Source organism: Kosakonia sp. MH5, from assembly GCF_009935945.1.
Taxonomy (GTDB): Bacteria; Pseudomonadota; Gammaproteobacteria; order Enterobacterales; family Enterobacteriaceae; genus Kosakonia; species Kosakonia radicincitans.
This window is the reverse complement of the sequence record NZ_QODH01000007.1, coordinates 52,126-74,205: the sequence shown is the minus strand read 5'-3', so window position 1 is coordinate 74,205 and position 22,080 is coordinate 52,126. Positions and strand designations below refer to the sequence as shown.

The 22,080-nt window shown below is 54.9% G+C and carries 22 protein-coding genes; 16 read left to right on the top strand and 6 right to left on the bottom strand.

Going from position 1 to position 22,080, the window contains the following annotated elements:
- Nucleotides 1-23 precede the first annotated feature (23 nt).
- Nucleotides 24-1,232: an aldose 1-epimerase family protein gene (locus DK872_RS18175; RefSeq protein ID WP_161518717.1), complete on the bottom strand. Its 1,209-nt coding sequence runs from the start codon at nt 1,230-1,232 to the stop codon at nt 24-26.
- A 289-nt stretch (nt 1,233-1,521) separates the two neighbouring features.
- The gene (gene yjgA / locus DK872_RS18170; protein WP_007372800.1) at nt 1,522-2,076 is read right to left on the bottom strand and encodes a ribosome biogenesis factor YjgA; all 555 of its coding nucleotides are present in this window, start codon (nt 2,074-2,076) and stop codon (nt 1,522-1,524) included.
- A gap of 95 nt (nt 2,077-2,171) precedes the next feature.
- Here yjgA and pmbA point away from each other — a divergent pair, with 95 nt between their 5' ends.
- The 4 genes from pmbA to DK872_RS18150 all read left to right on the top strand — a co-directional run bounded on the left by pmbA (nt 2,172) and on the right by DK872_RS18150 (nt 6,168).
- Complete coding sequence (gene pmbA, locus DK872_RS18165) at nt 2,172-3,524, top strand: metalloprotease PmbA (RefSeq protein ID WP_035887018.1); 1,353 nt, start codon at nt 2,172-2,174, stop codon at nt 3,522-3,524.
- A 60-nt stretch (nt 3,525-3,584) separates the two neighbouring features.
- Nucleotides 3,585-3,971: a cytochrome b562 gene (cybC, locus tag DK872_RS18160; protein ID WP_007372802.1), complete on the top strand. Its 387-nt coding sequence runs from the start codon at nt 3,585-3,587 to the stop codon at nt 3,969-3,971.
- Between the two features lie 746 nt (nt 3,972-4,717).
- A complete protein-coding gene (locus DK872_RS18155) occupies nt 4,718-4,960 on the top strand; it encodes a hypothetical protein (RefSeq protein WP_007372804.1) in 243 nt (80 codons plus the stop codon).
- Nucleotides 4,957-6,168, top strand: a complete 1,212-nt coding sequence (locus DK872_RS18150) for an MFS transporter (RefSeq protein ID WP_035887022.1) — start codon at nt 4,957-4,959, stop codon at nt 6,166-6,168. Before DK872_RS18155 ends, DK872_RS18150 begins: the two co-directional genes overlap by 4 nt.
- A gap of 63 nt (nt 6,169-6,231) precedes the next feature.
- On the opposite strand, the gene DK872_RS18145 is transcribed toward DK872_RS18150, so the two are convergent.
- Nucleotides 6,232-7,194: a quinone oxidoreductase gene (locus DK872_RS18145; protein WP_007372806.1), complete on the bottom strand. Its 963-nt coding sequence runs from the start codon at nt 7,192-7,194 to the stop codon at nt 6,232-6,234.
- 107 nt (nt 7,195-7,301) lie between these two features.
- Between DK872_RS18145 and DK872_RS18140 the strand changes: the two genes are divergently transcribed.
- The 11 genes from DK872_RS18140 to DK872_RS18090 all read left to right on the top strand — a co-directional run bounded on the left by DK872_RS18140 (nt 7,302) and on the right by DK872_RS18090 (nt 17,074).
- Complete coding sequence (locus DK872_RS18140) at nt 7,302-8,195, top strand: LysR family transcriptional regulator (RefSeq protein ID WP_035887024.1); 894 nt, start codon at nt 7,302-7,304, stop codon at nt 8,193-8,195.
- A gap of 250 nt (nt 8,196-8,445) precedes the next feature.
- Nucleotides 8,446-8,784, top strand: a complete 339-nt coding sequence (locus tag DK872_RS18135; RefSeq protein ID WP_071532030.1) for a glycine dehydrogenase — start codon at nt 8,446-8,448, stop codon at nt 8,782-8,784.
- 10 nt (nt 8,785-8,794) lie between these two features.
- The gene (locus DK872_RS18130) at nt 8,795-9,157 is read left to right on the top strand and encodes an SFCGS family glycine-rich protein (RefSeq protein ID WP_020456288.1); all 363 of its coding nucleotides are present in this window, start codon (nt 8,795-8,797) and stop codon (nt 9,155-9,157) included.
- A gap of 2 nt (nt 9,158-9,159) precedes the next feature.
- Nucleotides 9,160-9,456: a DUF4312 family protein gene (locus DK872_RS18125; RefSeq protein WP_035887026.1), complete on the top strand. Its 297-nt coding sequence runs from the start codon at nt 9,160-9,162 to the stop codon at nt 9,454-9,456.
- A gap of 51 nt (nt 9,457-9,507) precedes the next feature.
- A complete protein-coding gene (locus DK872_RS18120) occupies nt 9,508-10,284 on the top strand; it encodes a DUF4311 domain-containing protein (protein WP_035887027.1) in 777 nt (258 codons plus the stop codon).
- A 9-nt stretch (nt 10,285-10,293) separates the two neighbouring features.
- Nucleotides 10,294-10,935, top strand: a complete 642-nt coding sequence (locus DK872_RS18115; RefSeq protein WP_007372812.1) for a DUF4310 family protein — start codon at nt 10,294-10,296, stop codon at nt 10,933-10,935.
- Nucleotides 10,936-10,977: 42 nt separating this feature from the next.
- Nucleotides 10,978-12,111 carry an amidohydrolase/deacetylase family metallohydrolase gene (locus DK872_RS18110; RefSeq protein WP_149289241.1) on the top strand — a complete coding sequence of 378 codons (1,134 nt, stop codon included), beginning with the start codon at nt 10,978-10,980 and terminating at the stop codon, nt 12,109-12,111.
- The gene (locus DK872_RS18105; protein ID WP_072440922.1) at nt 12,095-13,210 is read left to right on the top strand and encodes a DgaE family pyridoxal phosphate-dependent ammonia lyase; all 1,116 of its coding nucleotides are present in this window, start codon (nt 12,095-12,097) and stop codon (nt 13,208-13,210) included. The genes DK872_RS18110 and DK872_RS18105 overlap by 17 nt, the downstream gene beginning before the upstream one ends.
- A complete protein-coding gene (locus tag DK872_RS18100; RefSeq protein WP_035887029.1) occupies nt 13,207-13,947 on the top strand; it encodes a KDGP aldolase family protein in 741 nt (246 codons plus the stop codon). Before DK872_RS18105 ends, DK872_RS18100 begins: the two co-directional genes overlap by 4 nt.
- A gap of 56 nt (nt 13,948-14,003) precedes the next feature.
- A complete protein-coding gene (locus DK872_RS18095) occupies nt 14,004-15,149 on the top strand; it encodes a lactonase family protein (RefSeq protein WP_035887030.1) in 1,146 nt (381 codons plus the stop codon).
- A gap of 14 nt (nt 15,150-15,163) precedes the next feature.
- Entirely contained in the window at nt 15,164-17,074 is a 1,911-nt protein-coding gene (locus DK872_RS18090; protein WP_035887032.1) for a transcription antiterminator, read from the top strand.
- A 36-nt stretch (nt 17,075-17,110) separates the two neighbouring features.
- Here the strand turns inward: DK872_RS18090 and DK872_RS18085 are convergent, their stop codons facing one another.
- Entirely contained in the window at nt 17,111-17,944 is an 834-nt protein-coding gene (locus DK872_RS18085; protein WP_035887034.1) for an oxidoreductase, read from the bottom strand.
- 109 nt (nt 17,945-18,053) lie between these two features.
- Between DK872_RS18085 and DK872_RS18080 the strand changes: the two genes are divergently transcribed.
- The gene (locus DK872_RS18080) at nt 18,054-18,989 is read left to right on the top strand and encodes an AraC family transcriptional regulator (RefSeq protein ID WP_072440960.1); all 936 of its coding nucleotides are present in this window, start codon (nt 18,054-18,056) and stop codon (nt 18,987-18,989) included.
- A 47-nt stretch (nt 18,990-19,036) separates the two neighbouring features.
- On the opposite strand, the gene nrdG is transcribed toward DK872_RS18080, so the two are convergent.
- Both nrdG and nrdD read right to left on the bottom strand, forming a co-directional pair.
- A complete protein-coding gene (gene nrdG / locus DK872_RS18075; RefSeq protein WP_007372821.1) occupies nt 19,037-19,501 on the bottom strand; it encodes an anaerobic ribonucleoside-triphosphate reductase-activating protein in 465 nt (154 codons plus the stop codon).
- 262 nt (nt 19,502-19,763) lie between these two features.
- A complete protein-coding gene (gene nrdD / locus DK872_RS18070) occupies nt 19,764-21,899 on the bottom strand; it encodes an anaerobic ribonucleoside-triphosphate reductase (RefSeq protein ID WP_007372822.1) in 2,136 nt (711 codons plus the stop codon).
- Nucleotides 21,900-22,080 lie beyond the last annotated feature (181 nt).

Genomic DNA, 22,080 nt, shown 5'->3' with positions numbered 1-22,080 from the left:
GCGGTTTTTTTTATGGCTGTGGATTACTCTTTTGCCATCGGCGTGTCGATAGTTTGTGGCGTTTTGCTGCCCTGAATCTCTTTCACGCGTTTCTCTACGTCAGCCACCTGGGCGCTGTTATGCAGCAGGGTGTAAGTCAGATCGAAGCGTGTACTCTGGCCCGGTTGCAGCTGTTTTACGCGTTTTTGCGCGCGTTCAATGGTCACCGGATAGGCATAGCTGGTGCCCGGCTCAATCCCGGTGACATAGCCCTGTTTTTCCGTATCGGTGTTTTTCCACATCGTCAGCACTGGCAGTTGTTCGGTGTTATAGCTAATTGCCACCCCTATATCGCCCGCTTTGTTCACCAGCGCAGCCACCGTCTGTTTGCTGGCATCGGCTAACGGTTTGATATTAAACACCATCTCATCGAAGCCTTTGGTCGGCCCGGCGTAGGTTTGCCACTCTTTCAGGCCGCCTTTGGCATAGTCATTGAAGGGGCTGACATTTTCATATGGCGTTATAAAACGCGTGCCCTGTTCGAGAATCGGTTTGCTGAAGTTGCTGTGATAGATAATTTGATAGTCGTGCGGGTAATCCGCATGGTTGGTCAGCACATCATGCAGGCTGAAACTGTTGCTGCCAGGAATATAGCGCAGTTCCGTCTGCGTTTGCAGATCCACTTTTTTAAATGCGCTCTCTTTTACCAGCCCGCGAATACGGATTTCATAAGGCGCCGTTTCGCTGACATCCACCGAAACCTGGGATGCTGGCGTGTTGCCCGCTTTGCCATGCAGGGTATAAATCTGCCCGTCAGCGGTGACCGGATGGCCGGTCCATTCATAACCGCAGCGCACCACCATCTCGTTGAAACCTTCCAGCCAGCCCAGTCCGTTACGGCTTTCGAGGTTAATAAATGCCGGGTTGACTACCTCTTTAACCGGCGAATTCCAGCCCAGATGTACGCCAAAACCGTCGGCGTAAAGCAAATTCATGCCGCGCGTCGGGCTAAGGGCAATGGTGAGGCCGTTTTTGCTGCTCAGTTTAATGACTTTACTGCCTTCCTGCTTGCCACCGTGCAGTACCACCTGCTCAATGCTGAACTGCTGATCTTTGATGTTCAGCTGATCGCTGGTAATCCGCCAGTTTCCTTGTTCTGTACCGCCTTCAGCACTTGTCAGCACCCAGGTTTTCGCCATCGCAGGGCCAGAGATAAGCAGTGCCAGAGCGGAAAGTATTACTCTCTTTTTCATCATTTCATCCTTTTTAGCTGAATCGATTATCGTCACCACGGCGAAAATCTACGTTTTGCGCAGTGGAGAAAATGTGATCCGATTCATCTGATGAAAAACAGCGCAGAATGATGTATGAAAAGCGAATATTGATCCCATTTATGAGAGCAATGAAACGTATAACGATAGTAAATTTGTGATCGGTGATGATTTTAGCTTTAACGATTCAGCCAGGCAGGCGTAATGCATAAAGGCGATAAAAAAGCGGGGAAAAATCCCTCTCCTGGCGGAGAGGGGGATTATCGGGCGATTACTGCTCGCTGGTTTCGGCCAGTTCGCGCAGATACTGGAAAATCAACCGCGCGGATTTTGGCGGTTTGTTGCCTTCTTTCTCTTTCTGCGCATTGCGGATAAGCGAACGCAGTTGCTGACGGTCGGCGTCCGGCCACAGGTTCAGCACATCCGGCACCGCATCGTCGCCCTCTTCGATCAGACGATCGCGAAGCTGCTCCAGCTTATGGAAAAACGCCACCTGCTGGTTGTGACGGTTTTTCAGCTTATCCAGCGCCTGGCGGATAGGTTCCACGTCGCGTTGACGCAGCAGTTTACCGATCAGCTGTAGCTGGCGGCGGCGGCCCTCTTTTTTGATGCGCTGCGCCAGTTCAATGGCGTCACGCAGATCCTGGTCGAGCGGGAGCTTATCCAGCGCGTTTTTCCCCAGATCTACCATTTCCGCGCCAAGCTGCTTTAACTCTTCAGCATCGCGCTTAATTTCACTTTTACTGACCCAGATGATCTCATCATCTTCGTCTTCAATATCATCACCGGGCACGTCGTCGAGCCAGTCGTCGGGCTGCTTTGTCATCTCAGGCTCCTTAAAAAAAGAGGCTAATGTTACCAGTTAAGGCGCGCACTGAAAAACGGTTCTCTGTTAGACTTCAAAGATTCTCTCCCTTAATTATGGCATTGGCGATGAAAGTAATCACACAAGTTGCACAACAACGCAAAACGCTGGAAGAAGCGGTTTCCACAGCACTGGAGCTGGCCTCCGGGAAAGCGGACGGTGCGGAAGTGGCGGTCAGCAAAACCACCGGGATCGGCGTCAGCACACGCTACGGTGAAGTGGAGAATGTAGAATTTAACAGCGACGGCGCGCTGGGGATCACCGTTTATCACCAGAACCGCAAAGGCAGCGCATCATCCACCGATCTCAGCCCGGATGCCATCGCCCGTACGGTGCAGGCCGCGCTGGATATTGCCCGCTACACCTCGCCGGATCCTTACGCGGGCGTGGCAGACAAAGAGCTGCTGGCCTTCGACGCGCCGGATCTCGATCTTTTCCACCCGGCGGAAGTGACGCCGGATGAGGCGATTGAATGGGCGGCTCGTGCTGAACAAACCGCGCTGAAAGCGGACAAACGCATCACCAATACCGAAGGCGGCAGCTTCAACAGCCACTACGGCATCAAAGTTTTCGGTAACAGTCACGGTATGCTGCAAAGCTACTGCTCCACCCGCCATTCGCTGTCGAGCTGCGTGATTGCCGAAGAGAACGGCGAAATGGAGCGCGATTACGCGTACACCATTGGTCGTGATATCAACGATCTGAAAACGCCGGAGTGGGTCGGCGATGAGTGCGCTAAGCGCACGCTGTCGCGCCTTTCGCCGCGTAAGCTGCCGACCATGAAAGCGCCGGTAATTTTCGGTCATGAAGTGGCAACCGGGCTGTTTGGTCATCTGGTCGGCGCGATTGCTGGTGGCGCGGTGTACCGTAAATCGACTTTCCTGCTCGACTATCTCGGCAAACAGATCCTGCCGGAATGGCTGACCATTGAAGAGCATCCGCATCTGCGTAAAGGGCTGGCTTCGACGCCGTTCGACAGTGAAGGCGTGCGTACCGAACGCCGCGATATCATCAAAGATGGCGTATTGATGCAGTGGCTGCTGACCAACTATTCCGCGCGTAAACTGGGGTTGAAAAGCACCGGCCACGCTGGCGGTATTCACAACTGGCGCATTGCCGGGCGGGGCCTGAGCTTTGAACAGATGCTGAAAGAGATGGGCACCGGTCTGGTGGTGACCGAACTGATGGGCCAGGGCGTGAGCGGTATTACCGGCGATTATTCCCGTGGTGCTTCCGGTTTCTGGGTAGAAAATGGTGAAATTCAGTATCCGGTGAGCGAAATTACCATCGCTGGCAACTTAAAAGAGATGTGGCGCAATATTGTTACCATCGGTGACGATATTGAACAGCGCAGTAACATTCAGTGTGGTTCAGTGTTGTTACCGGAGATGAAAATCGCCGGACAATAACATTACTCCGTGGCGCAAAGCAGTGCGCCTTAAGCGTGAATAATAAAAAGGAAGTGAGCAATGCGTAAAAATCTGTTAGCGATCCTTGCTGTGTCGTCATTGTTTGTTGGTTCGACGGTGTTTGCCGCCGATCTCGGTGATGATATGGATACCCTCAACGAAAATCTCAAAGTGGTGCAGAAAACCAGTGACGCCACCGAAATGAAAGATGCGTTAACCAAAATGCGTACCGCTGCGCTGGATGCACAAAAAGCCACACCGCCGAAGCTGGAAGGCAAAGCGCCGGACAGCGCCGAGATGAAAGATTTCCGGCACGGTTTTGATATCCTGGTGGGTCAAATTGACGGTGCGCTGAAGCTGGCCAACGAAGGCAAAGTGAAAGAAGCGCAGGCGGCAGCGAAAGGGTTTGCTGACACGCGCAACACCTATCACAAGAAGTACCGTTAATCGGCTTTGAGCAATACGTATAAAGCATTACTCAGGGGGGAGATAGCGGTTTCCCCCTTATCCCCGTCACAGAGACACTTTTTTATCCCCCGTATGCCTTTCCGTATTTAGCCGATAATGACCACATTTGATGGCTCTATTTCTTGTCATATTAAATCGTTATCCGAAATATTCCAGAAAACACACCGGAATATTACTTATGCAGTATCATAGGTGAAGATTATTTGCCTTATTTTAACGCGATGAAATTATCACAAATGCCGAATACAAAGATTAGAATAATTCCATGAAGGGATCTCTGCGTTGCAAACAATATTTCGCTGTAATCGCAATATGAACAATAAAACTTATTCGCCAGACTCTGTCTGGTTGAATATCCTGTCTTTTTGCACGGTTATAAAAATACATTCTAATTTTTATCTGATTGTCACTGTTATCATTTGTTGTCTATAAGTGATTTTATTGTAACCACATGAAAAATATGTATAAAAACAATGAGGCGATTATTTGAGCAGTAGTGCCTGTTGATTGACTGTTATTAATTTGGGGCATAGCCTTATAAGGCTGGCTTATGGTGGCTGGCTGTATTATTTTTGTGACAATTTGATGGATTAAATACCTATGACAGGTGATATCACGGATTCAATTGGCAATACGCCATTGATGGAGATTCTTAAAGACCGGCAGTTCAATTCTCATCTTTATGTCAAGCTGGAATCATTCAACCCCGGAGGATCGATATTGAATTGATCCTGATGAAATCAGGACCGGTGCTTGTCGAAGTTAACCCGAGAATTATGGGTGGCTATATGCCTGTCCTTTATAACAATGTCTCTGGAAACAATATATTCCGCTGGCTTGCTGATATTCATTCCGGCGTGCCATTGAACGAACAGGTTATTTATCCGAACCATCAGATGCTGGAAAACGATCTGTGCGGTTTTTTTGCGCAGGTTCAACAGGAGATGGAACTGGAGTTACTCCATTGATTAACGAAAATGCCATAGATTATCCGCTCACCGGCAGACGTAATATTGCAATGCTGGTGACTGGGTCTTTTATTGCGACAGTCGGGAGAGGCGTGACTCTCCCGTTTTTGCCGCTGTTTTTACATAACCAGTTGGGAATGTCTATCCTTAATACCGGCAACATACTCACACTGGCCATTGTTGTCGGGATTTTATTGAGTATCGTCAGTGGAAAGTTGGCTAACCTTTTCAGCCATAAATTATTATTGACATTATCGCTGCTTATTTTTTCCTTCTCATTTTTAATTCTCGGGTATTTCTACTCTGCGGCTGTTTTTGTTATCTGCTTTACGTTGATAACCTGCTGCTACGCATTATATTCCACGATCATTAAGTGCTTTATTTCTGACCATTTCAGTGATGAGGAGAAAACCCGCGTTTTTTCCCTGAACTATACGTTTATCAACATCGGCTGGATGGTTGGGCCATTAATCGGCGCCTGGCTGGTGGGAAATCATGTCTATTTCCCTTTTCTTTTATCTGCCATCCTGGGCATGCTGGCCATTGTCGCGACGGCGGGTTTGACGATGAGAACACAGCCGTTAGCCGCGGCGTCTCCTTCATTGCATACATCCGCGCGTGATAAACAGCGGCTTATTATTCTTTTGGTTTTCACGCTGGCTATTTTCCTTGCCTCTTTCGTGTTTGAGCGGTTTGCCAGTTGTATTTCACAAATTCTGATGGTGAATCATGATGCGGTAACCGTGGGGAATATTGTCTCTGTTCTGATTACCACCAACGCGATTACGGTTGTGTTGTTCCAGTACATTACTGGCAATCTCATGAGTAAGTACTCATTCGCCATGGGATTCCTGGCAGGGACAATATGCCTGGTAGTGGGGTTATTTATCTTCAGCGTCGCCGGTGAAAGCCGGGTCGTCTGGATCGCGGGAATGTTTTTTTTCTCGTTCGGCGAGATTATTTTTGCCCCGTTGCAATATCGGGTCATTGACCAGATTGCGCCACCTGCAGAGAGAGCCTTTTATTTCTCATTTCAGAACATGGGCAGCCTTGGCGGAGCGGTAAATCCGGCAGTGACAGGCGTGCTGCTTGCGTTTATGCCTCCAACGGACGTACCCGTCGTGTTGATACTGGTGAGCGTATTCTGTTTTGCGCTGTTTTATGCCGGGATTGCGTTATCGCGCAGGCTGGCGCCTGCGACAGCATAATGTTTATCGCAGAGCGCCCATTCCCTGGAGCGAAGCCGCCATCCGGTATGTTGATCCCGCCGATTACGGAATCAACATTACCTTGCCGCTAAACAACCGGTTCTCCAGCAGGCTATGCGCCTCTTTACCGCGGGACAGCGGAAATGATGTCACCGTGGGCAACGTGATATCCCCGGCTTTCAATAGCGCAAACAGCCTATCTGCGCGGCGCTGTCTTTCTTGTTGCGAGGTAAGGTACGTCCAGAGATCGGCGCCGATAACGCCGGCGGATTTCAGTAGCAATCCGGTTGGATCAAAGGCCGGGATCTTGCCACCAGACATACCAAAGAGCACCACCCGGCCGCCATCTTTCAGGCTCTGCAGACTTTCCAGCAGCGTGCTGCCCACCGAATCAAAAACGATATCGCAGCCTGATGAATGCCAGGCGCGTACCTGTTCTGACCAGCCGTAATAATCGGTCGCGACCTCGGCACCATTGTTCAGGCAGGCGGCCTGTTTGCTTTTACTGGAGGCGACAGCGAAAACATGCACACCGCGCGCCACCAGCATTTGCGTCAGCAGATTGCCAACACCGCCCGCTGCCGCCAGCACCGCAACATGCATGCCCGGTTCAACAAGTAAGATGTCATGCAACAGATAATCCGCCGTTAAGCCCTGTAACAATATCGATGCGGCTTCCGCTTCCGAAATCCAGTCACTCAGGCGAATAGCATGATCCTGCGGCACCAGAATATGGCTGGCATGCGCCAGCGGAACATCGGCAAAGCCGACGCGATCGCCCACCTGCCAGCCTTCCACGCCGCCGCCGACATTGAGCACGCGCCCCGCGCCTTCGTAACCGGCAACCCACGGCGCCGTTCCCGCCAGCGGATAACGCCCCTGGCGACGATAGATATCGGCAAAGTTCAGCCCGGCGGCGGAAACCTCCACCAACAGTTCGCCTTCGCCCGGTTCCGGCGCAGGGCTGGTGCGCAACCACAGCACTTCGGGGGAACCAAATTGATCAAAAACCAGCGATTGCATCATGAAAAAATCCCGCAGATGATAACCACATTATTATTTCTCGCCGCTATACGAGGATAAATGCGGGTTTATTATCTTCATTTGATACTAAAAATTTGGAATGGCGAAAAATGGATTATTTGAAATGCGTTGAATCGTTTGTCACGACGGTGACCCGCGGCAGCTTTACGGCGGCGGCAGAAACGCTGGGGATCACGCCCGCGATGGTGGGCAAACACGTGCGCGAGCTGGAGCTACGAACGGGCTGTCAGTTGCTGCATCGCACCACGCGGCGCCAGGGGTTAACGGATGCGGGCCAGCGTTTCTACCAGTATGGGCTGCAAATTCTTGCCACGGTGCGTGACGCGGATGGGCTGGCAAGCGAGTTGTATGAAAATGTCGCCGGGTTGCTGCGCATCAGCGCGCCGGTTGCCTGGGGGAATCGGGTGCTGACGCCGATCCTGTCGCGTTTTTTGCAGCATTATCCGGGCGTGAATGCGGAGATGGTGCTCAGCGACCGTAAAGTCTCGCTAATTGAAGAGCGCTTTCAGTTGGCGATTCGGATCGGTGCCATTAACGATGACGGTAGCGTTGCCATTCCCCTTCCGCCGTATCGCATGTTACTTGCTGCCTCGCCGGACTATCTGGCTCGCCACGGTGTGCCCGGTTCGCCGGACGAGCTAAAGCACCATCACTGCGTCAGCTTCAGCCAGTGGCGCTCGGATCATCGCTGGCAACTGGAAGGGCCATCCGGCACGCAGGAGATTGCGATCGCGCCCCGGCTGATGGTCGACTCCGGTGAGGCGTTGCGCCAGGCGGCGCTCAGCGGGCTGGGGATTGTGCAGCATGCTTTTATCACGCTGCAACGGGACATTGACGCCGGTCGGCTGTGCAGAGTGCTGCCAGAGTGGCTGCCGCCGCCAAGACCGATGCATCTGCTGCGTTTGCCTGGCCGTCCGCTGCAACCACTGGTCGCCTCTTTCACCGATCATCTTCTGCGTGAACTGAAGGCGGATCAGCAATAAGAAAACCTTATTGTGCTCACGCTTTTCCCTTCGGCTTCCGCGTTTTTTTCTGCTCCATGAGGGACGTTTTTCCGCTTCTTTTGCGTCAATCTGTGACGCCTGCGCAGTGATATATCTCTTCCCTGACGATTTATGTGGCGCAGATCACTAACGCCTTTTCCCTTTCCACTTTGAAGTGGAAAACTCCTCGCTACAAACTCGTAACCCGCAACGTTAGTTTTATCTCAACGAGATGAATGGGGTACGACGAGTGAATAACGGAGCGGTAATGAACGATGCCCAAGATCGGGCGGAGCAAACAGCCTCCCTTGCCGGGCGCATGTTGACGCAGGTCTATGCGCTGCTGAGCAATCACGGCATTACGCCGAATGCGGTACAGCAGCAGATGCTGACCTCCCATGTTCGCGCGATGGCGCACCGGTCGGTGACCGGCGAACCGCTGCCGGAAGTGGATGCCAGTCTGTTTGATGAAATCTCGCCTGAATCAATGAACCTGGCCCGTGAAGTGGTGGCAGCGTTTGGCAATCTTCCGGAAGAAGAAGCCTGGCTGCTGTCGGTGCACTTCGAAGTGGCAAAAGAAAACCTCTGAGGAGCAAAAAATGGAACAAATTACCGTAGTGATTGGCGATCGTCTTGGCAAAGGCCAGAAAGTCGCAGCTGGCGTTGAAAAAGCGGGCGGCCGCGCCGTGGTGGTGCCGGGTGTCGCGGCGGATATGAAACTGGGTGACGTGATGAAAGCAGAAAACGCCACCTTCGGTATTTCGTTTTGCGGCAGTGGCGGCGCGGGTGCCATCACCGCGCAGAACAAACACGGCTATAAAGCCAAATATGGCATGCGCTCCGTGGAAGAGGGCGTTACCGCCATTAATGAGGGCTGCAATGTTCTCGGCTTTGGTTTTATGGACAAAGAAGAATTAGGCGAGCGCCTGGTGCAGGCGTGGCAGAAAAAATACGGCGCATAACCATGAAAGAACAGTTCACCACCACGGTCAGGGTTAAGGGAAAAGGCGAGGCGAAAGCGCGCGCCTTCGCGGATGCGCTGAACCAGGTTCAGGCCGCGGTGATGAAAGCGTCGCCGCAGATTTTACTGCGTATCGAGCCACAGGATGTGCAGGTTGTTCATGCGCAGGAAACGATACGGAAAGAGGCGTTTTTATTTCTCTTTCTGCGTCGGGAAAGACGGACGTACAGCGTGGAGCTGGACGTCACCGTCAACGTGACCGCCATCAATCTCGATAAAGTGGATTTCGTCACGAAATAACTCAACGCATACCCGGTGAATCACCTCCGCTGGGTAGAAGAGGGCAGACTGATGTTCTTAATCATACTAATAAAATCGCTCATCATCGGCGGCCTGGTTGGCGTCGGTGTTGGCGCGGGGGCTGCACGCATGTTCCATGCGCCGACCACTCAAGGGATGGGCGCATTTCGTACACTGGGCGAACTGAACTCCTGCGAAGGCGATCCCGCATCGCATTTCTCATTCGGCTTAGGCTTCTTCTTTAACGCCTGGGCCTCGTCCGTTGCGGCGGGTTCTTTTACCCAGGACGTTGACCACCGCATCATTCCGAACTGGGGCGCGGCGGCGTTGATGGTGAAAAACCGTAACGTCGGCGAAACCCTGCACGATCCGAAAAAGATGGCGATTGCCTGCGGCCTGATTGGCATGGTGGTCGTCACCTTCCTTAACCTGACGGCGTCCTCCGTTCCGGCGGCCTTGCAGGTCACCGCCGTTAAAGTGCTGGTTCCGGCGGCCAACCTGCTGGTGAACACCGTCATGCCGGTGATCTTCTGGCTGGCAGCCATCGACGCAGGCAAAAAATCGGGTTTCTGGGCGACCGTCTTTGGCGGCGCGGCGCAGCTGATTATGGGCAACGCCGTACCGGGCCTGGTACTGGGCATTCTGATTGGTAAAGGTGTGGAAGAGAGCGGCTGGAATCGCGTCACCAAAGTGATGATGACGGCCATTGTCGCGCTGTTTGTGCTGAGCGCGTTCTTCCGCGGCTTCGATCTGAAAATGATCGAGTCTTTCCACCTGAGCGCGCCGAACTGGCTGGAGCTCATCCACAACTCGCTCAGCGGCAAATAAGGAAGCGAAATGGAACAGAATAAAGGGTTTTGGTACGCCGACTGGTCGTTCCCGATCTTTGTTGGCCTGCTCTCTTCCGGCGTATTCGCCGGGACACATATGTACTACCTGTACGGCATCGGCGCGTTTAACGAAGTGGCGTTTGTCTCGATGCTGCGTTCCGGCATGGACACCGGCGTATACGGCGCAGTCGCCGCGTTTGGTGCCAGCTTCCTGTTCGCCCGCATTATCGAAGGTTCGCTGGTCGGTATCCTTGATATCGGCGGCGCAATCCAGACCGGTGTCGGCCTCGGTGTTCCGGCGCTGTTACTGGGCGCGGGGATCCTCTTCCCGGTGGAAAACTTTGTCGCCTCGCTGGCAACCGGCCTGGTACTTGGCCTGGCCATTGGTTACCTGATCATCCTGGCGCGTAAGTTCACCATCAACCAGAGCGATTCCACCTACGGCGCAGATGTGATGATGGGCGCGGGTAACGCATCCGGCCGCTTCCTTGGGCCGCTGATTATCCTCAGCGCGATGACCGCTTCCATTCCTATTGGTATTGGTTCGCTGGTTGGTGCTTTGCTGTTCTACCTCTGGCAGAAACCGATTACGGGCGGCGCGATCCTCGGCGCTATGCTGCTGGGCTCCATCTTCCCGGTCGCCCTCTGAACCCTACGGGCGCTGCGGCGCCCGTTATTACTGGAGATTCGCATGTTTGATTTACTCCTGCGCCGGGCGCGTCTGGTTGACGATACGCTGACGGATATCGCCATCAAGGCAGGGAAAATCGCCGCGCTGGGCGAGATAAACGGCCCGGCGGTTAAAACGCTCGATCTGCACGGCGAACACTATGTCAGCGCCGGGTGGATTGATTCCCACGTGCACTGCTACCCGAATTCGCCGATTTACCATGATGAACCGGACAGCGTCGGCATCAACACCGGCGTGACGACGGTGATTGATGCAGGCAGTACCGGTGCTGATGATGTCGATGATTTTTATGCCATTACCCGCGAGGCGGCGACCGAAGTGTATGCGCTGCTGAACATCTCCCGCGTCGGGCTGATTGCCCAGAACGAGCTGGCCAACATGGCTAATATCGACGCGAACGCGGTACATGACGCGGTGAAACGCCACCCGGATTTTATCGTCGGCCTGAAAGCGCGCATGAGCAGCAGCGTGGTCGGCGAAAACGGCATCACGCCGCTGGAACGCGCGAAGGCGATCCAGAAAGCCAACAGCGATTTGCCGTTGATGGTACACATCGGCAACAACCCGCCGAACCTCGATGAAATCGCGGAGTTGCTGACCTCCGGCGATATCATTACCCACTGCTATAACGGCAAACCGAACCGCATTCTGGCACCGGGTGGCGAATTACGCGCTTCCGTGGCGCGCGCCATTGCGCGCGGCGTGCGTCTTGACGTCGGGCACGGCAGCGCCAGCTTCAGCTTTGCAGTGGCCAGACAGGCCATCAGCCTCGGCACTCTGCCGCAGACCATCAGCTCCGATATCTACTGCCGCAACCGGATCGACGGCCCGGTACGATCGCTGGCAAATGTGATGTCCAAATTCCTCGCCATTGGCCTGTCGCTGCCGCAGGTGATTGCCTGCGTGACTGACCACGCCGCCGCTGGCCTGCGTCTGAAGCATAAAGGGCGCCTTGCCGTCGGCTTCGACGCCGATCTGACTATTTTTGACCTGCGTCGCCAGTCGGTACTGTTCACCGATGCGGAAAACGACAGCCTGCAGGCCGAACAGTTACTCACGCCGCTGGCCGCCATTCGCGCGGGCAAAGGCTATCTGACCGAACAAGGGAGTGCAGAACATGCCTTCGATTTATGAAAAGTACAATTTAAAACAGGTGATTAACGCCTCCGGTCGGATGACCGCGCTGGGCGTTTCCACCCCGCGCCCGGAAGTGGTGGAAGCCGTGCTTGGCGGCATGAATCACTACTTCGAAATGAAAGATCTGGTGAACAAAACCGGCGAATACATTGCGAAGCTGCTGGACGTTGAAGCGGCGACCGTTGTCTCCTGCGCTTCAGCGGGGATTGCACAATCCGTTGCTGCGGTGCTGGTGCGCGACAACGACTGGCTGCTGGAGAATCTGCACAGCACGGTGATGGAGAACAACGAAATCGTGCTGCCGCGCGGTCACAACGTGAACTTCGGCGCACCGGTTGGCACGATGGTGGCGCTCGGCGGCGGGAAAGTGGTGGAAGCGGGTTATGCCAACGAATGCTCTGCCGATCAACTGGCGGCGGCAATCTCGCCGCGCACGGCCGCGATCCTCTACATCAAATCACACCACTGCGTACAAAAAAGTATGCTCAGCGTGGAGCAGGCGGTGGTGGTGGCGCGTAAGCATAACCTGCCGTTGATTGTCGATGCTGCAGCAGAAGAGGATCTGCAATGCTACTACCGCGCCGGGGCCGATTTGATAATTTACAGCGGCGCGAAGGCCATCGAAGGGCCAACCAGCGGGCTGGTGATCGGCAAAACCCAGTACGTTGAGTGGGTGAAACGCCAGACGGCGGGCATTGGCCGCGCCATGAAAGTCGGCAAAGAGGGCATTCTTGGCCTGACTTGCGCCATCGAACACTATCTGAGCGCCCGCAAAGAGAGCGGGGCGGAGATGGTCGCCAAGATGACGCCGTTTATCGACCAGCTCAATACGCTGCAAGGCGTGAGCGCACGTGTGGTATGGGACAGCGCAGGGCGCGACATTGCCCGCAGCGAAATCAAGTTTGATGAGGCGGTAACCGGCATCGCCACCGGCGAACTGGTCAGCGCGCTGAAACAGGGTGAATACGCCATCTATTTCCGTGGCTACAAAGCCAATGAAGGCATTATCGAAGCCGATGTGCGCAGCGTGAGCGCTGAGCAACTGGCGATTGTTTATCGCCGCATCGCCGAAGAATTGAAGGAGCAACACGCATGAAACTGACCCCGAACTTTTACCGCGATCGCGTTTGCCTGAATGTGCTGGCGGGAAGCAAAGAGAATGCCAGCGCCATCTATGAAGCGGCTGAAGGCCATGTGCTGGTCGGCGTGCTGTCCAAAAATTACCCGGACGTAGCGTCGGCAGTGGCGGATATGCGCGACTACGCAGCGCGTATCGATAATGCGCTCTCTGTCGGCCTTGGCGCGGGCGATCCGAACCAGTCGGCGATGGTCAGCGCCATCTCCCGCGACGTACAGCCGCAGCACGTCAACCAGGTGTTTACCGGCGTGGCAACCAGCCGCGCGCTGCTTGGGCAGAATGAAACAGTGGTTAACGGTCTGGTCTCGCCGACCGGGACGCCAGGATTGGTGAAAATCTCTACCGGGCCGCTCAGCAGCCAGACGGCCGACGGTATTGTGCCGGTGGAAACCGCCATTGCCCTGCTGAAGGATATGGGCGGTAGCTCGATTAAATATTTCCCGATGGGCGGGCTGAAGTGCCGTGATGAATTTCAGGCGGTTGCCGATGCCTGTGCGCGCCATGACTTCTGGCTGGAGCCGACCGGCGGTATCGATCTGGAGAACTACAGCGAAATCCTGCACATCGCGCTGGAAGCGGGCGTCAGCAAAATTATCCCGCATATCTACAGCTCGATTATCGATAAAGCGAGCGGTGATACCCGTCCGGCTGATGTACGCCAGTTACTGGCAATGACCAAAGCGTTAGTGAAGTAAACATTCTGCCCTCCCGCAACCTGTGGGAGGGAAACGCACACCATAAAGGAGCCACCATGCACACTGCCCGTCATCTGCTTGCTGCTTCACTCTCCTTGCTGGCGACCAGCGCCATAGCCCAGACGCAGTACGCCTGGGTGGGAACCTACAACCCCAACGGAGAAGGCGTTTACCGCTTTACCGTTGACCCGCAATCCGGCGCGCTGGGAAACAAAACGCTGGTCAGCACGCTGCCGAATGCGGCGCAGCTTACCGTTTCGCAGGATGGCAAAACGTTGTATGTCGCCAGCGAAGTGGAAAAGGGCGTGGTGCAGGCGTTGCGTATTGACGATAACGGTGCATTGCAGGAACTGAACCAGGTGTCATCCGGCGGTGCCGGGCCGGTTTATCTGGCACTGACGCCGGATGGGCGCTATCTGCTGGTGGCGAATTATGTCAGTGGTTCGATTGCCGTATTGCCGGTAAAAGCTGACGGTAGCCTCGGCGAAGCGGTGGACAGCCACCAGGATCAGGGCGAACCGGGAGCCGCCAAACCCGCAGCAGCCGTGGAGGGCAGCTTTGCCATCAGCGATCATAACGGCCCGCATGCGCATATGATTGCCGCCGATCCGCAAGGGAAATTTGTCTTCTCAACCGATCTGGGCCTGGATCGCATTTATCAGTACCGCCTGGAGGCGCAGAGTGGCAAGTTAACGCCTAACGAACCACCTTTTATCAACGCGTCTTCAAAAGGCGCCGGGCCGCGTCACTTTGTCTTTACGCCAAAAGGCGATGGGCTGTGGTTGATCAATGAAGAGGCTTCAACGTTGACGTATTACACGCTGGACAGCGCAACCGGAACGCTGAAAGAGGGCAAAACTACCTCTGCACTGCCAGCAACGTACAAAGGCACCAGCTTTGCCGCTGGTCTGGTACTCAGCCGGGATGGAAAACAACTGTATGTGGCTAACCGTCTGCATAACAGCGTGGCGCACTTTAGCGTACAGCCGGATGGCACGCTGGCACATCAGGATGATATCTGGACGCGCGGCGACTATCCGCGCTCGCTGACGCTGGATAAACAGGGGCGCTGGCTGTACGTCATGAATCAACGCAGCGACAATATCACCCGTTTTCGCGTTGCGAAGGACGGTAAGCTCAGTTTTGTGCCGGATTACACACCGGTGGGCAGCCCATCTCAGATGGTCATTTCCTCTCACTAAGCCAGGAGACTGACGTGCGATTCCCGAACCAACGTTTAGCGCAGCTGTTTATGATGTTGCAAAACGAGACACTGCCGCAGGATGAACTGGCACAAAGGCTGTCGGTCTCCACGCGTACCGTTCGGGCCGATATCACCGCCTTAAATGCGCTGCTGGAGCACCACGGCGCACAGTTTATTTTGACGCGCGGCAGCGGTTATCAACTGAAGATCGATGACGCAACGCGTTATCAGACATTACAGGCCACCCGCCCGCGCGCGCTGCGCATTCCCCGCAGCGGGCCGGAGCGCGTGCACTACCTGGTGGTGCGGTTTCTGACCTCGGCTTTTTCCCTGAAACTGGAAGATCTGGCGGATGAGTGGTTTGTCAGCCGCGCCACGCTGCAAAACGACATGACCGAAGTGCGTGAGTGGTTTTCCCGTTATCGCCTGACGCTGGAAACCCGTCCGCGCCACGGCATGAAGCTGTTTGGCAGCGAGATGGCGCTGCGCGCCTGTCTGACGGATCTGCTGTTTGAACTGGCGCAGCAGAACGCCCACAACCCGCTGATTACCGAAGAGGCGCTCAATCCTGGCGTGCCGGAAGCACTGGCCGCCATTCTGCATGACTGCTTTAGCCGTTACCACATCCGCCTGACTGATGAGGGCGATCTGTTTATCCGCCTCTATTGTGCAGTGGCGGTGCGGCGTATCAGCGAAGGGTATCCGCTCTCGGAATTTACCGCCGAAGATGGTGATGAGAACGTGCGCGATGCGGCGCGCGCCATTTCTGCCGCGCTACAGCAACTGGCGGGAAAAACGCTGGCAGCGTCGGAAGAGCACTGGCTGCGGGTGCATATTGCCGGGCGGCGCGTGCAGGAGATTGCGCCGAGCGCGATTAGCGCGGACGACGACGAAACGCTGGTGAACTACATTCTCGGCTATATCAACACGCACTATAACTACAACCTGCAAAACGACGATCAGTTGCACGCCGATTTACTGACGCACATTAAAACCATGATCACCCGCGTGCGCTACCAGATCATGATTCCTAACCCGTTGCTGGATAACATCAAACAGCATTATCCGATGGCCTGGGATATGACGCTGGCGGCGGTATCCAGTTGGGGCAAATATACGCCGTATGTCATCAGCGAAAACGAAATTGGCTTCCTGGTGCTGCATATTGGTGTAGGGCTTGAGCGCCACTACAACATTGGCTACCAGCGCCAGCCGCGCGTGCTGCTGGTGTGCGATGCCGGAAATGCGATGGTGCGGATGATTGAAGCGGTGCTGGCGCGCAAATATCCGCAAATTGTTGTCTCGCGCACCGTGACGCTGCGCGACTACGAGCAGTGCGATGGTATTGCGGAAGATTTTGTTATTTCCACCGCGCGGATCAGCGAGAAAGACAAACCGATCGTCACCATCGCGCCTTTCCCCACCGATTACCAACTGGAGCAGATTGGCAAACTGGTGCTGGTGGACAGAACGCGCCCGTGGATGCTGGAAAAGTATTTTGATGCCGCACATTTCCGCATTATCGACGGCGCGATGGATCAGCAGACGCTGTTTAAAACCCTTTGCGATCAGCTTCAGGATGAAGGTTTTGTCGGCGCAGAGTTTGTGGATTCTGTGGTGGAGCGTGAAGCGATTGTCAGCACCATGCTCGGCGAAGGCATCGCGTTGCCGCATGCGCTGGGGTTGCTGGCGAAAAAAACCGTTGTCTACACCGTGCTCGCACCAAAAGGCATTCAGTGGGGCGAGGAGATCGCGCATGTCATCTTCCTGCTGGCGATCAGTAAAAGCGAGTATGAAGAGGCGATGGCGATCTACGATATTTTTGTCACCTTCCTGCGCGAGCGCGCCGCTTCAAGGCTTTGTGATTGCGCCAATTTCGCCGCCTTCCGAAGCGTGGCGATGGAGTGCGTCAGCCGGTTTTGACACAACCGGGTAGTGGCTACCCGGTTGTTTAGGAGGTTACCCGTCGGTGGAACGTGTCACGCTCTCCCAGGCATTGATTTCTATTGTCAGCGTCGCCAGTTTCTCCCGCACCAGCGTGAGCGCATCGCTACCTAACAGCAGGTGGGCAGGCGGCGTAGCGCTTTGCATAATGGCCAGCATCGCGCGGGCGGCTTTTGCTGTATCGCCCAGTTGCTTGCCGCTTTTCTCCTCGCGCGCTTTGCGAATAGGATCGAAAATCGCATCGTAATCGGCAATCGAGCGGGGCGAACGGATCATCGAACGGCCCGCCCATTCAGTACGAAACGAACCGGGCGCGACGGCGGTAACAAAAATGCCAAACGGCTGCACCTCTTTGCCCAGCGCGTCGGAAATCCCCTCCAGCGCAAATTTGCTGCCGCAGTAGTAAGTAATGCCCGGCATAGTAATAAATCCCCCCATTGAGGTGATGTTGATGATGTGCCCGCGACGCCGTTGGCGCATGCCTGGAAGTACCGCTTTCATCATGGCGACGGCGCCGAACACGTTAACCTCAAACTGGTGGCGCAGGGCGTCCAGCGATGACTCCTCCATCACTCCTTCATGACCGTAACCCGCGTTATTCACCAGCACATCAATTGGCCCCACGCTGGTTTGTGCTTCGGCAATGACATTGTCGATCGCGGAGAAATCCGTGATATCCAGGATGCGCCCGTAAGCGCGGTCGGATGACAGCGCCTCAAACGCGTGTTTTGCCTCTGTATTGCGCACCGTACCGATCACGCGATAGCCTGCGGCCAGCGCTTCCTGCGCCAGCGCACGGCCAAAACCGCTGCTGACACCGGTAATAAAAACAATTTTTTCTGCGGACATTGTCGTACTCCCATGAAAAATGGAAGCTGCATAATATTGTCTGTACTGGATGTTTTTTAGGCCATATATTCTCTTTTTATTGCCTAAAATTCTGAGTGACTGTGTGACGATGCATTTCCCCGACCAGCCGCAAATGGTGGCGCTATTGAAAGAACTGGCTCCGCAGGAGGGCTACAATCTGACGGCGCTCGCGGATATCCGTATTCTGCGATCCGATCGCCCGCTCGCCAGAACGCCCGTCCTCTACGACCCCGGCATTGTCATTGTCTGCCAGGGCAGTAAACGCGGCTATTTCGGCGAGCAGCTCTACCTTTATGATGAACAGCATTATCTGGCCGTTTCGGTTCCGGTGCCTTTTGTGATGGAAACCGAGGCTTCTGCCGAACGCCCGTTGCTGGCTATCTATATGCATCTCGATTTTCAGGTCGCGGCAGAGTTGTTACTCCATATTGAGCAGCAGGGAGCCACGCATGCAGCGGCTGCGCCGCAAAGTATGATGTCCAGCCCGATGGACGGCGGGATGCGGAAATCGGTATTGCGGTTGCTGGAGGCGCTAAGCTCCCCGCTGGAGGCGTCGGTCCTTGGGCCAGCGCTGGTGCGCGAGCTCTATTTTCGCGTATTAACCGGGGCGCAGGGGCATGCCATGCGTTCCGCGCTGGCGCTGCAGGGGCAATTCGGCAGGATTTGTAAGGTGCTACGGCATATTCATGCTGCGTATCATCAACCGCTGAGCCTGAGACAACTGGCAGACGAGGCGGGGATGAGCGTGCCCACATTTCATAGCCATTTCAAAACGATGACGCACATGCCACCAATGCAGTATGTCAAATCAGTGCGGCTGCACCAGGCGCGAATGTTGATGGTTCGCCAGGAGATGACGGCTGCCGCAGCCAGCTATGCGGTGGGGTATGAAAGCCCGTCACAATTTAATCGCGAGTTCAAACGGTTGTTTGGTCTGCCGCCTGCGCAAGAAGTGCAGAGAATGCAGCAGAGTTTCGCCGTCCCGCCGCCGCATCCGGCTTCTGACTTTATCTCTTCGCACTGAGTTTTTGAGCCGCTTACCGGCACGCCTGTAAGCGGTTGTAGCGGTATTCACCGCAAGTGATGCACAACCTGGTTGCTGCTGCCGCGCCAGATCAGCATCGGGTCTTTCAGATCCTGAACGAATTTGCCGTCAATCAGCACGTTGATCAGGGCCACCACCTCAAGCTGGGCGGTATTCAGTTCATCCATTTTGTAACCGGTCCACACCCAGATATCTTTGCCGGGGCATTCGGCGCGAATGCGGGTTACCAGCTTTAAAATGTCCGGCACGTTCTGCGGATGCAGCGGATCGCCGCCGGAGAGCGAAATGCCCTGGCGTTTAACGCGCGTATCGTTGAGATCGGCGATGATGCGATCTTCCATCTCCGGCGTAAATGGAACACCGGAATTGAGCCGCCACGTGCTTTTGTTGTAACAGCCGGGGCATTCGTGTACGCAGCCGGAGACGAACAGGGTGCAGCGGGTGCCGGGGCCATTAACAATATCTACAGGGTAGTATTGGTGGTAATTCATTTTTCCTCGTCGCATTTGGCGCTGTAGCTGCGTTGGCCGCTCGAGCGCACCCGGGTCACTTACTGGAGTAAGCTCCCCGGGATTTACTCGTTTGCCGCCTTGCTACAACGTCAACTGCTTAGAGGAAACGCATCAGACGGAAAATTGTAGCGGCAGAAAACGTAGGCCCGATAAGCGTAGCGCCATCGGGCAATCAGCTACGGTGGCCTCATTGACCGTGTGCCCGGCGCGGGTAAACGTCATTCACCGGGCAACGGAGGTGTTAACCGAGTTGCCCGTTACCGAGGTGTTTCACGCGGCGTTTAACTTCTTCCTGTTTACCGGCGTTAAACGGACGCGCATCCGGGCTGCCGAGATAACCGCAAACGCGGCGCGTGACCGAAACGCGCGCGGCGTCGTGGTTGCCGCATTTCGGGCAGGTGAAGCCTTTACTGGTGCACTCAAACTCGCCGGTAAAACCGCACTCGTAACACTCATCAATGGGCGTATTGGTGCCGTAATACGGTACGTGCTGATAGCTGTAATCCCAGACATCTTCCAGCGCCCGCAGGTTGTGCTGAATGTTCGGATACTCGCCGTAGCAGATAAAACCGCCACTGGCCAAAGGCGGATACGGCGCTTCGAAATCGATCTTGTCGTACGGGTTAACCTTTTTCTCGACGTCGAGGTGGAAGCTGTTGGTGTAGTAGCCTTTGTCGGTCACTCCATCCACGACACCAAACTCAGCGGTATCAAGGCGGCAGAAGCGGTCACACAGGTTCTCGCTCGGCGTGCTGTAGAGGCTGAAGCCGTAGCCGGTCTCTTCTTTCCACTGATCGACCGCCTGGCGCAGGCGTTCGACAATCGCCACGCCTTTAGCCCGCAGCGCTTCGCTGTCGTAAATATGCTTGTTGCCGGAGAGCGCATTGATGGTTTCGTGAATGCCGATGTAGCCCAGTGAAATCGACGCGCGACCATTTTTGAAAATAGAGGAAATATCGTCATCCGCTTTCAGACGTACGCCACACGCGCCTTCCATGTAAAGGATTGGCGCCACGCGCGCTTTCACACCTTCCAGACGGGCGATACGAGTCATCAGCGCTTTACGCGCCAGTTCCAGGCGGCTGTCGAGCAGTTTCCAGAACGCCGCTTCGTTGCCTTTCGCTTCCAGCGCAATGCGTGGCAGGTTCAGGCTGATAACGCCCAGGTTATTACGCCCGTCGTGGATCTGCTCGCCGTTCTCTTCATAGACGCCGAGGAAGCTGCGACAGCCCATTGGCGTTTTGAACGAACCGGTGACCTTAACCACTTGATCGTAGTTCAGAATATCCGGATACATACGCTTGCTTGCGCACTCAAGCGCCAGCTGCTTGATGTCATAATTCGGATCGTCAAACTTATGATTCAGACCGTCACGGATGGCGAACACCAGTTTCGGGAACACGGCGGTTTTGCGGTTTTTACCCAGACCTGCAATACGGTTACGCAGAATGGATTGCTGAATCAGACGGGATTCCCAACTGGTACCCAGGCCGAAACCAAAGGTGACGAACGGCGTCTGACCGTTAGCGGTGTGCAGCGTGTTGACTTCATATTCCAGCGACTGGAACGCGTCGTAACACTCTTTCTCGGTGCGGCTGTGGGCGTAGCCGTCAGCGTCCGGAATCTGCCACTCTTCCGCTACCTTGCGATGTTTTTTGAAGCTGGCGGTGACAAACGGCGCCAGCACTTCATCGATACGGTTAATGGTGGTACCGCCGTAAATATGGCTGGCGACCTGGGCGATGATCTGCGCGGTGACGGCGGTCGCGGTCGAGATCGATTTCGGTGGCTCGATCTCCGCGTTACCCATTTTAAAGCCGTGCGTCAGCATGCCTTTCAGATCGATCAGCATGCAGTTGAACATCGGGAAGAACGGCGAGTAATCCAGATCGTGATAGTGGATTTCACCGCGTTCGTGGGCCAGCACGACATCGCGCGGCAGCAAGTGCTGACGGGCATAGTGTTTGGCAACAATCCCCGCCAGCAAATCGCGCTGCGTCGGGATCACTTTACTGTCTTTGTTGGCGTTCTCGTTCAGCAGCGCCGAGTTGGTCTGCTCGACAAGCCCGCGAATATCCTGGTTCAGGCGGCCACGTTTTTCACGCGCGATATCGCGATCGTGGCGATATTCGATATAGGCACGCGCCAGCTGTTTGTACGGCCCGGACATCAACTGGTTTTCAACGGCCGTCTGGATCTCGCTGATATCAACCTGCGACCGATCCTGCATTTGACGACTGATTACGTCTGCGACGGTGGCGCAATAATCTGCGTCATCGACTCCCGCTGCTTTAGCTGCACGCAAAATCGCTTCTTGAATGCGCTCTGATTTGAAAGGCACTTTACAGCCATCTCGTTTCATCACATGCGGTGTCATGATTACTCCATTTTAAAAAACAGGTTATCCACAATGGAAGACGCACTGATGGCTTAGCTATTCATTACTAAAACCAATGAGTTTGTCTCGTTTTGGCCCGCGTTATCCACAATATGTATAGCTTCCCGTGGGGGCGGCTTGTTTGAATAGTAGACGGAAAATACAAGATGTTGGGCCGGAG

Excerpts from the sequence above, each read along its gene's own strand:
- yjgA (WP_007372800.1), bottom strand. The coding sequence starts at position 2,076 with ATGACAAAGCAGCCCGACGACTGGCTCGACGACGTGCCCGGTGATGAT.
- DK872_RS18130 (WP_020456288.1), top strand. The coding sequence starts at position 8,795 with ATGGAACAAATTACCGTAGTGATTGGCGATCGTCTTGGCAAAGGCCAG.
- nrdG (WP_007372821.1), bottom strand. The coding sequence starts at position 19,501 with ATGAATTACCACCAATACTACCCTGTAGATATTGTTAATGGCCCCGGC.
- DK872_RS18115 (WP_007372812.1), top strand. The coding sequence starts at position 10,294 with ATGGAACAGAATAAAGGGTTTTGGTACGCCGACTGGTCGTTCCCGATC.
- DK872_RS18125 (WP_035887026.1), top strand. The coding sequence starts at position 9,160 with ATGAAAGAACAGTTCACCACCACGGTCAGGGTTAAGGGAAAAGGCGAG.
- cybC (WP_007372802.1), top strand. The coding sequence starts at position 3,585 with ATGCGTAAAAATCTGTTAGCGATCCTTGCTGTGTCGTCATTGTTTGTT.
- DK872_RS18085 (WP_035887034.1), bottom strand. The coding sequence starts at position 17,944 with ATGTCCGCAGAAAAAATTGTTTTTATTACCGGTGTCAGCAGCGGTTTT.
- DK872_RS18080 (WP_072440960.1), top strand. The coding sequence starts at position 18,054 with ATGCATTTCCCCGACCAGCCGCAAATGGTGGCGCTATTGAAAGAACTG.
- DK872_RS18140 (WP_035887024.1), top strand. The coding sequence starts at position 7,302 with ATGGATTATTTGAAATGCGTTGAATCGTTTGTCACGACGGTGACCCGC.
- DK872_RS18145 (WP_007372806.1), bottom strand. The coding sequence starts at position 7,194 with ATGATGCAATCGCTGGTTTTTGATCAATTTGGTTCCCCCGAAGTGCTG.
- DK872_RS18095 (WP_035887030.1), top strand. The coding sequence starts at position 14,004 with ATGCACACTGCCCGTCATCTGCTTGCTGCTTCACTCTCCTTGCTGGCG.
- DK872_RS18110 (WP_149289241.1), top strand. The coding sequence starts at position 10,978 with ATGTTTGATTTACTCCTGCGCCGGGCGCGTCTGGTTGACGATACGCTG.
- DK872_RS18175 (WP_161518717.1), bottom strand. The coding sequence starts at position 1,232 with ATGAAAAAGAGAGTAATACTTTCCGCTCTGGCACTGCTTATCTCTGGC.
- nrdD (WP_007372822.1), bottom strand. The coding sequence starts at position 21,899 with ATGACACCGCATGTGATGAAACGAGATGGCTGTAAAGTGCCTTTCAAA.
- DK872_RS18105 (WP_072440922.1), top strand. The coding sequence starts at position 12,095 with ATGCCTTCGATTTATGAAAAGTACAATTTAAAACAGGTGATTAACGCC.
- pmbA (WP_035887018.1), top strand. The coding sequence starts at position 2,172 with ATGGCATTGGCGATGAAAGTAATCACACAAGTTGCACAACAACGCAAA.
- DK872_RS18100 (WP_035887029.1), top strand. The coding sequence starts at position 13,207 with ATGAAACTGACCCCGAACTTTTACCGCGATCGCGTTTGCCTGAATGTG.
- DK872_RS18120 (WP_035887027.1), top strand. The coding sequence starts at position 9,508 with ATGTTCTTAATCATACTAATAAAATCGCTCATCATCGGCGGCCTGGTT.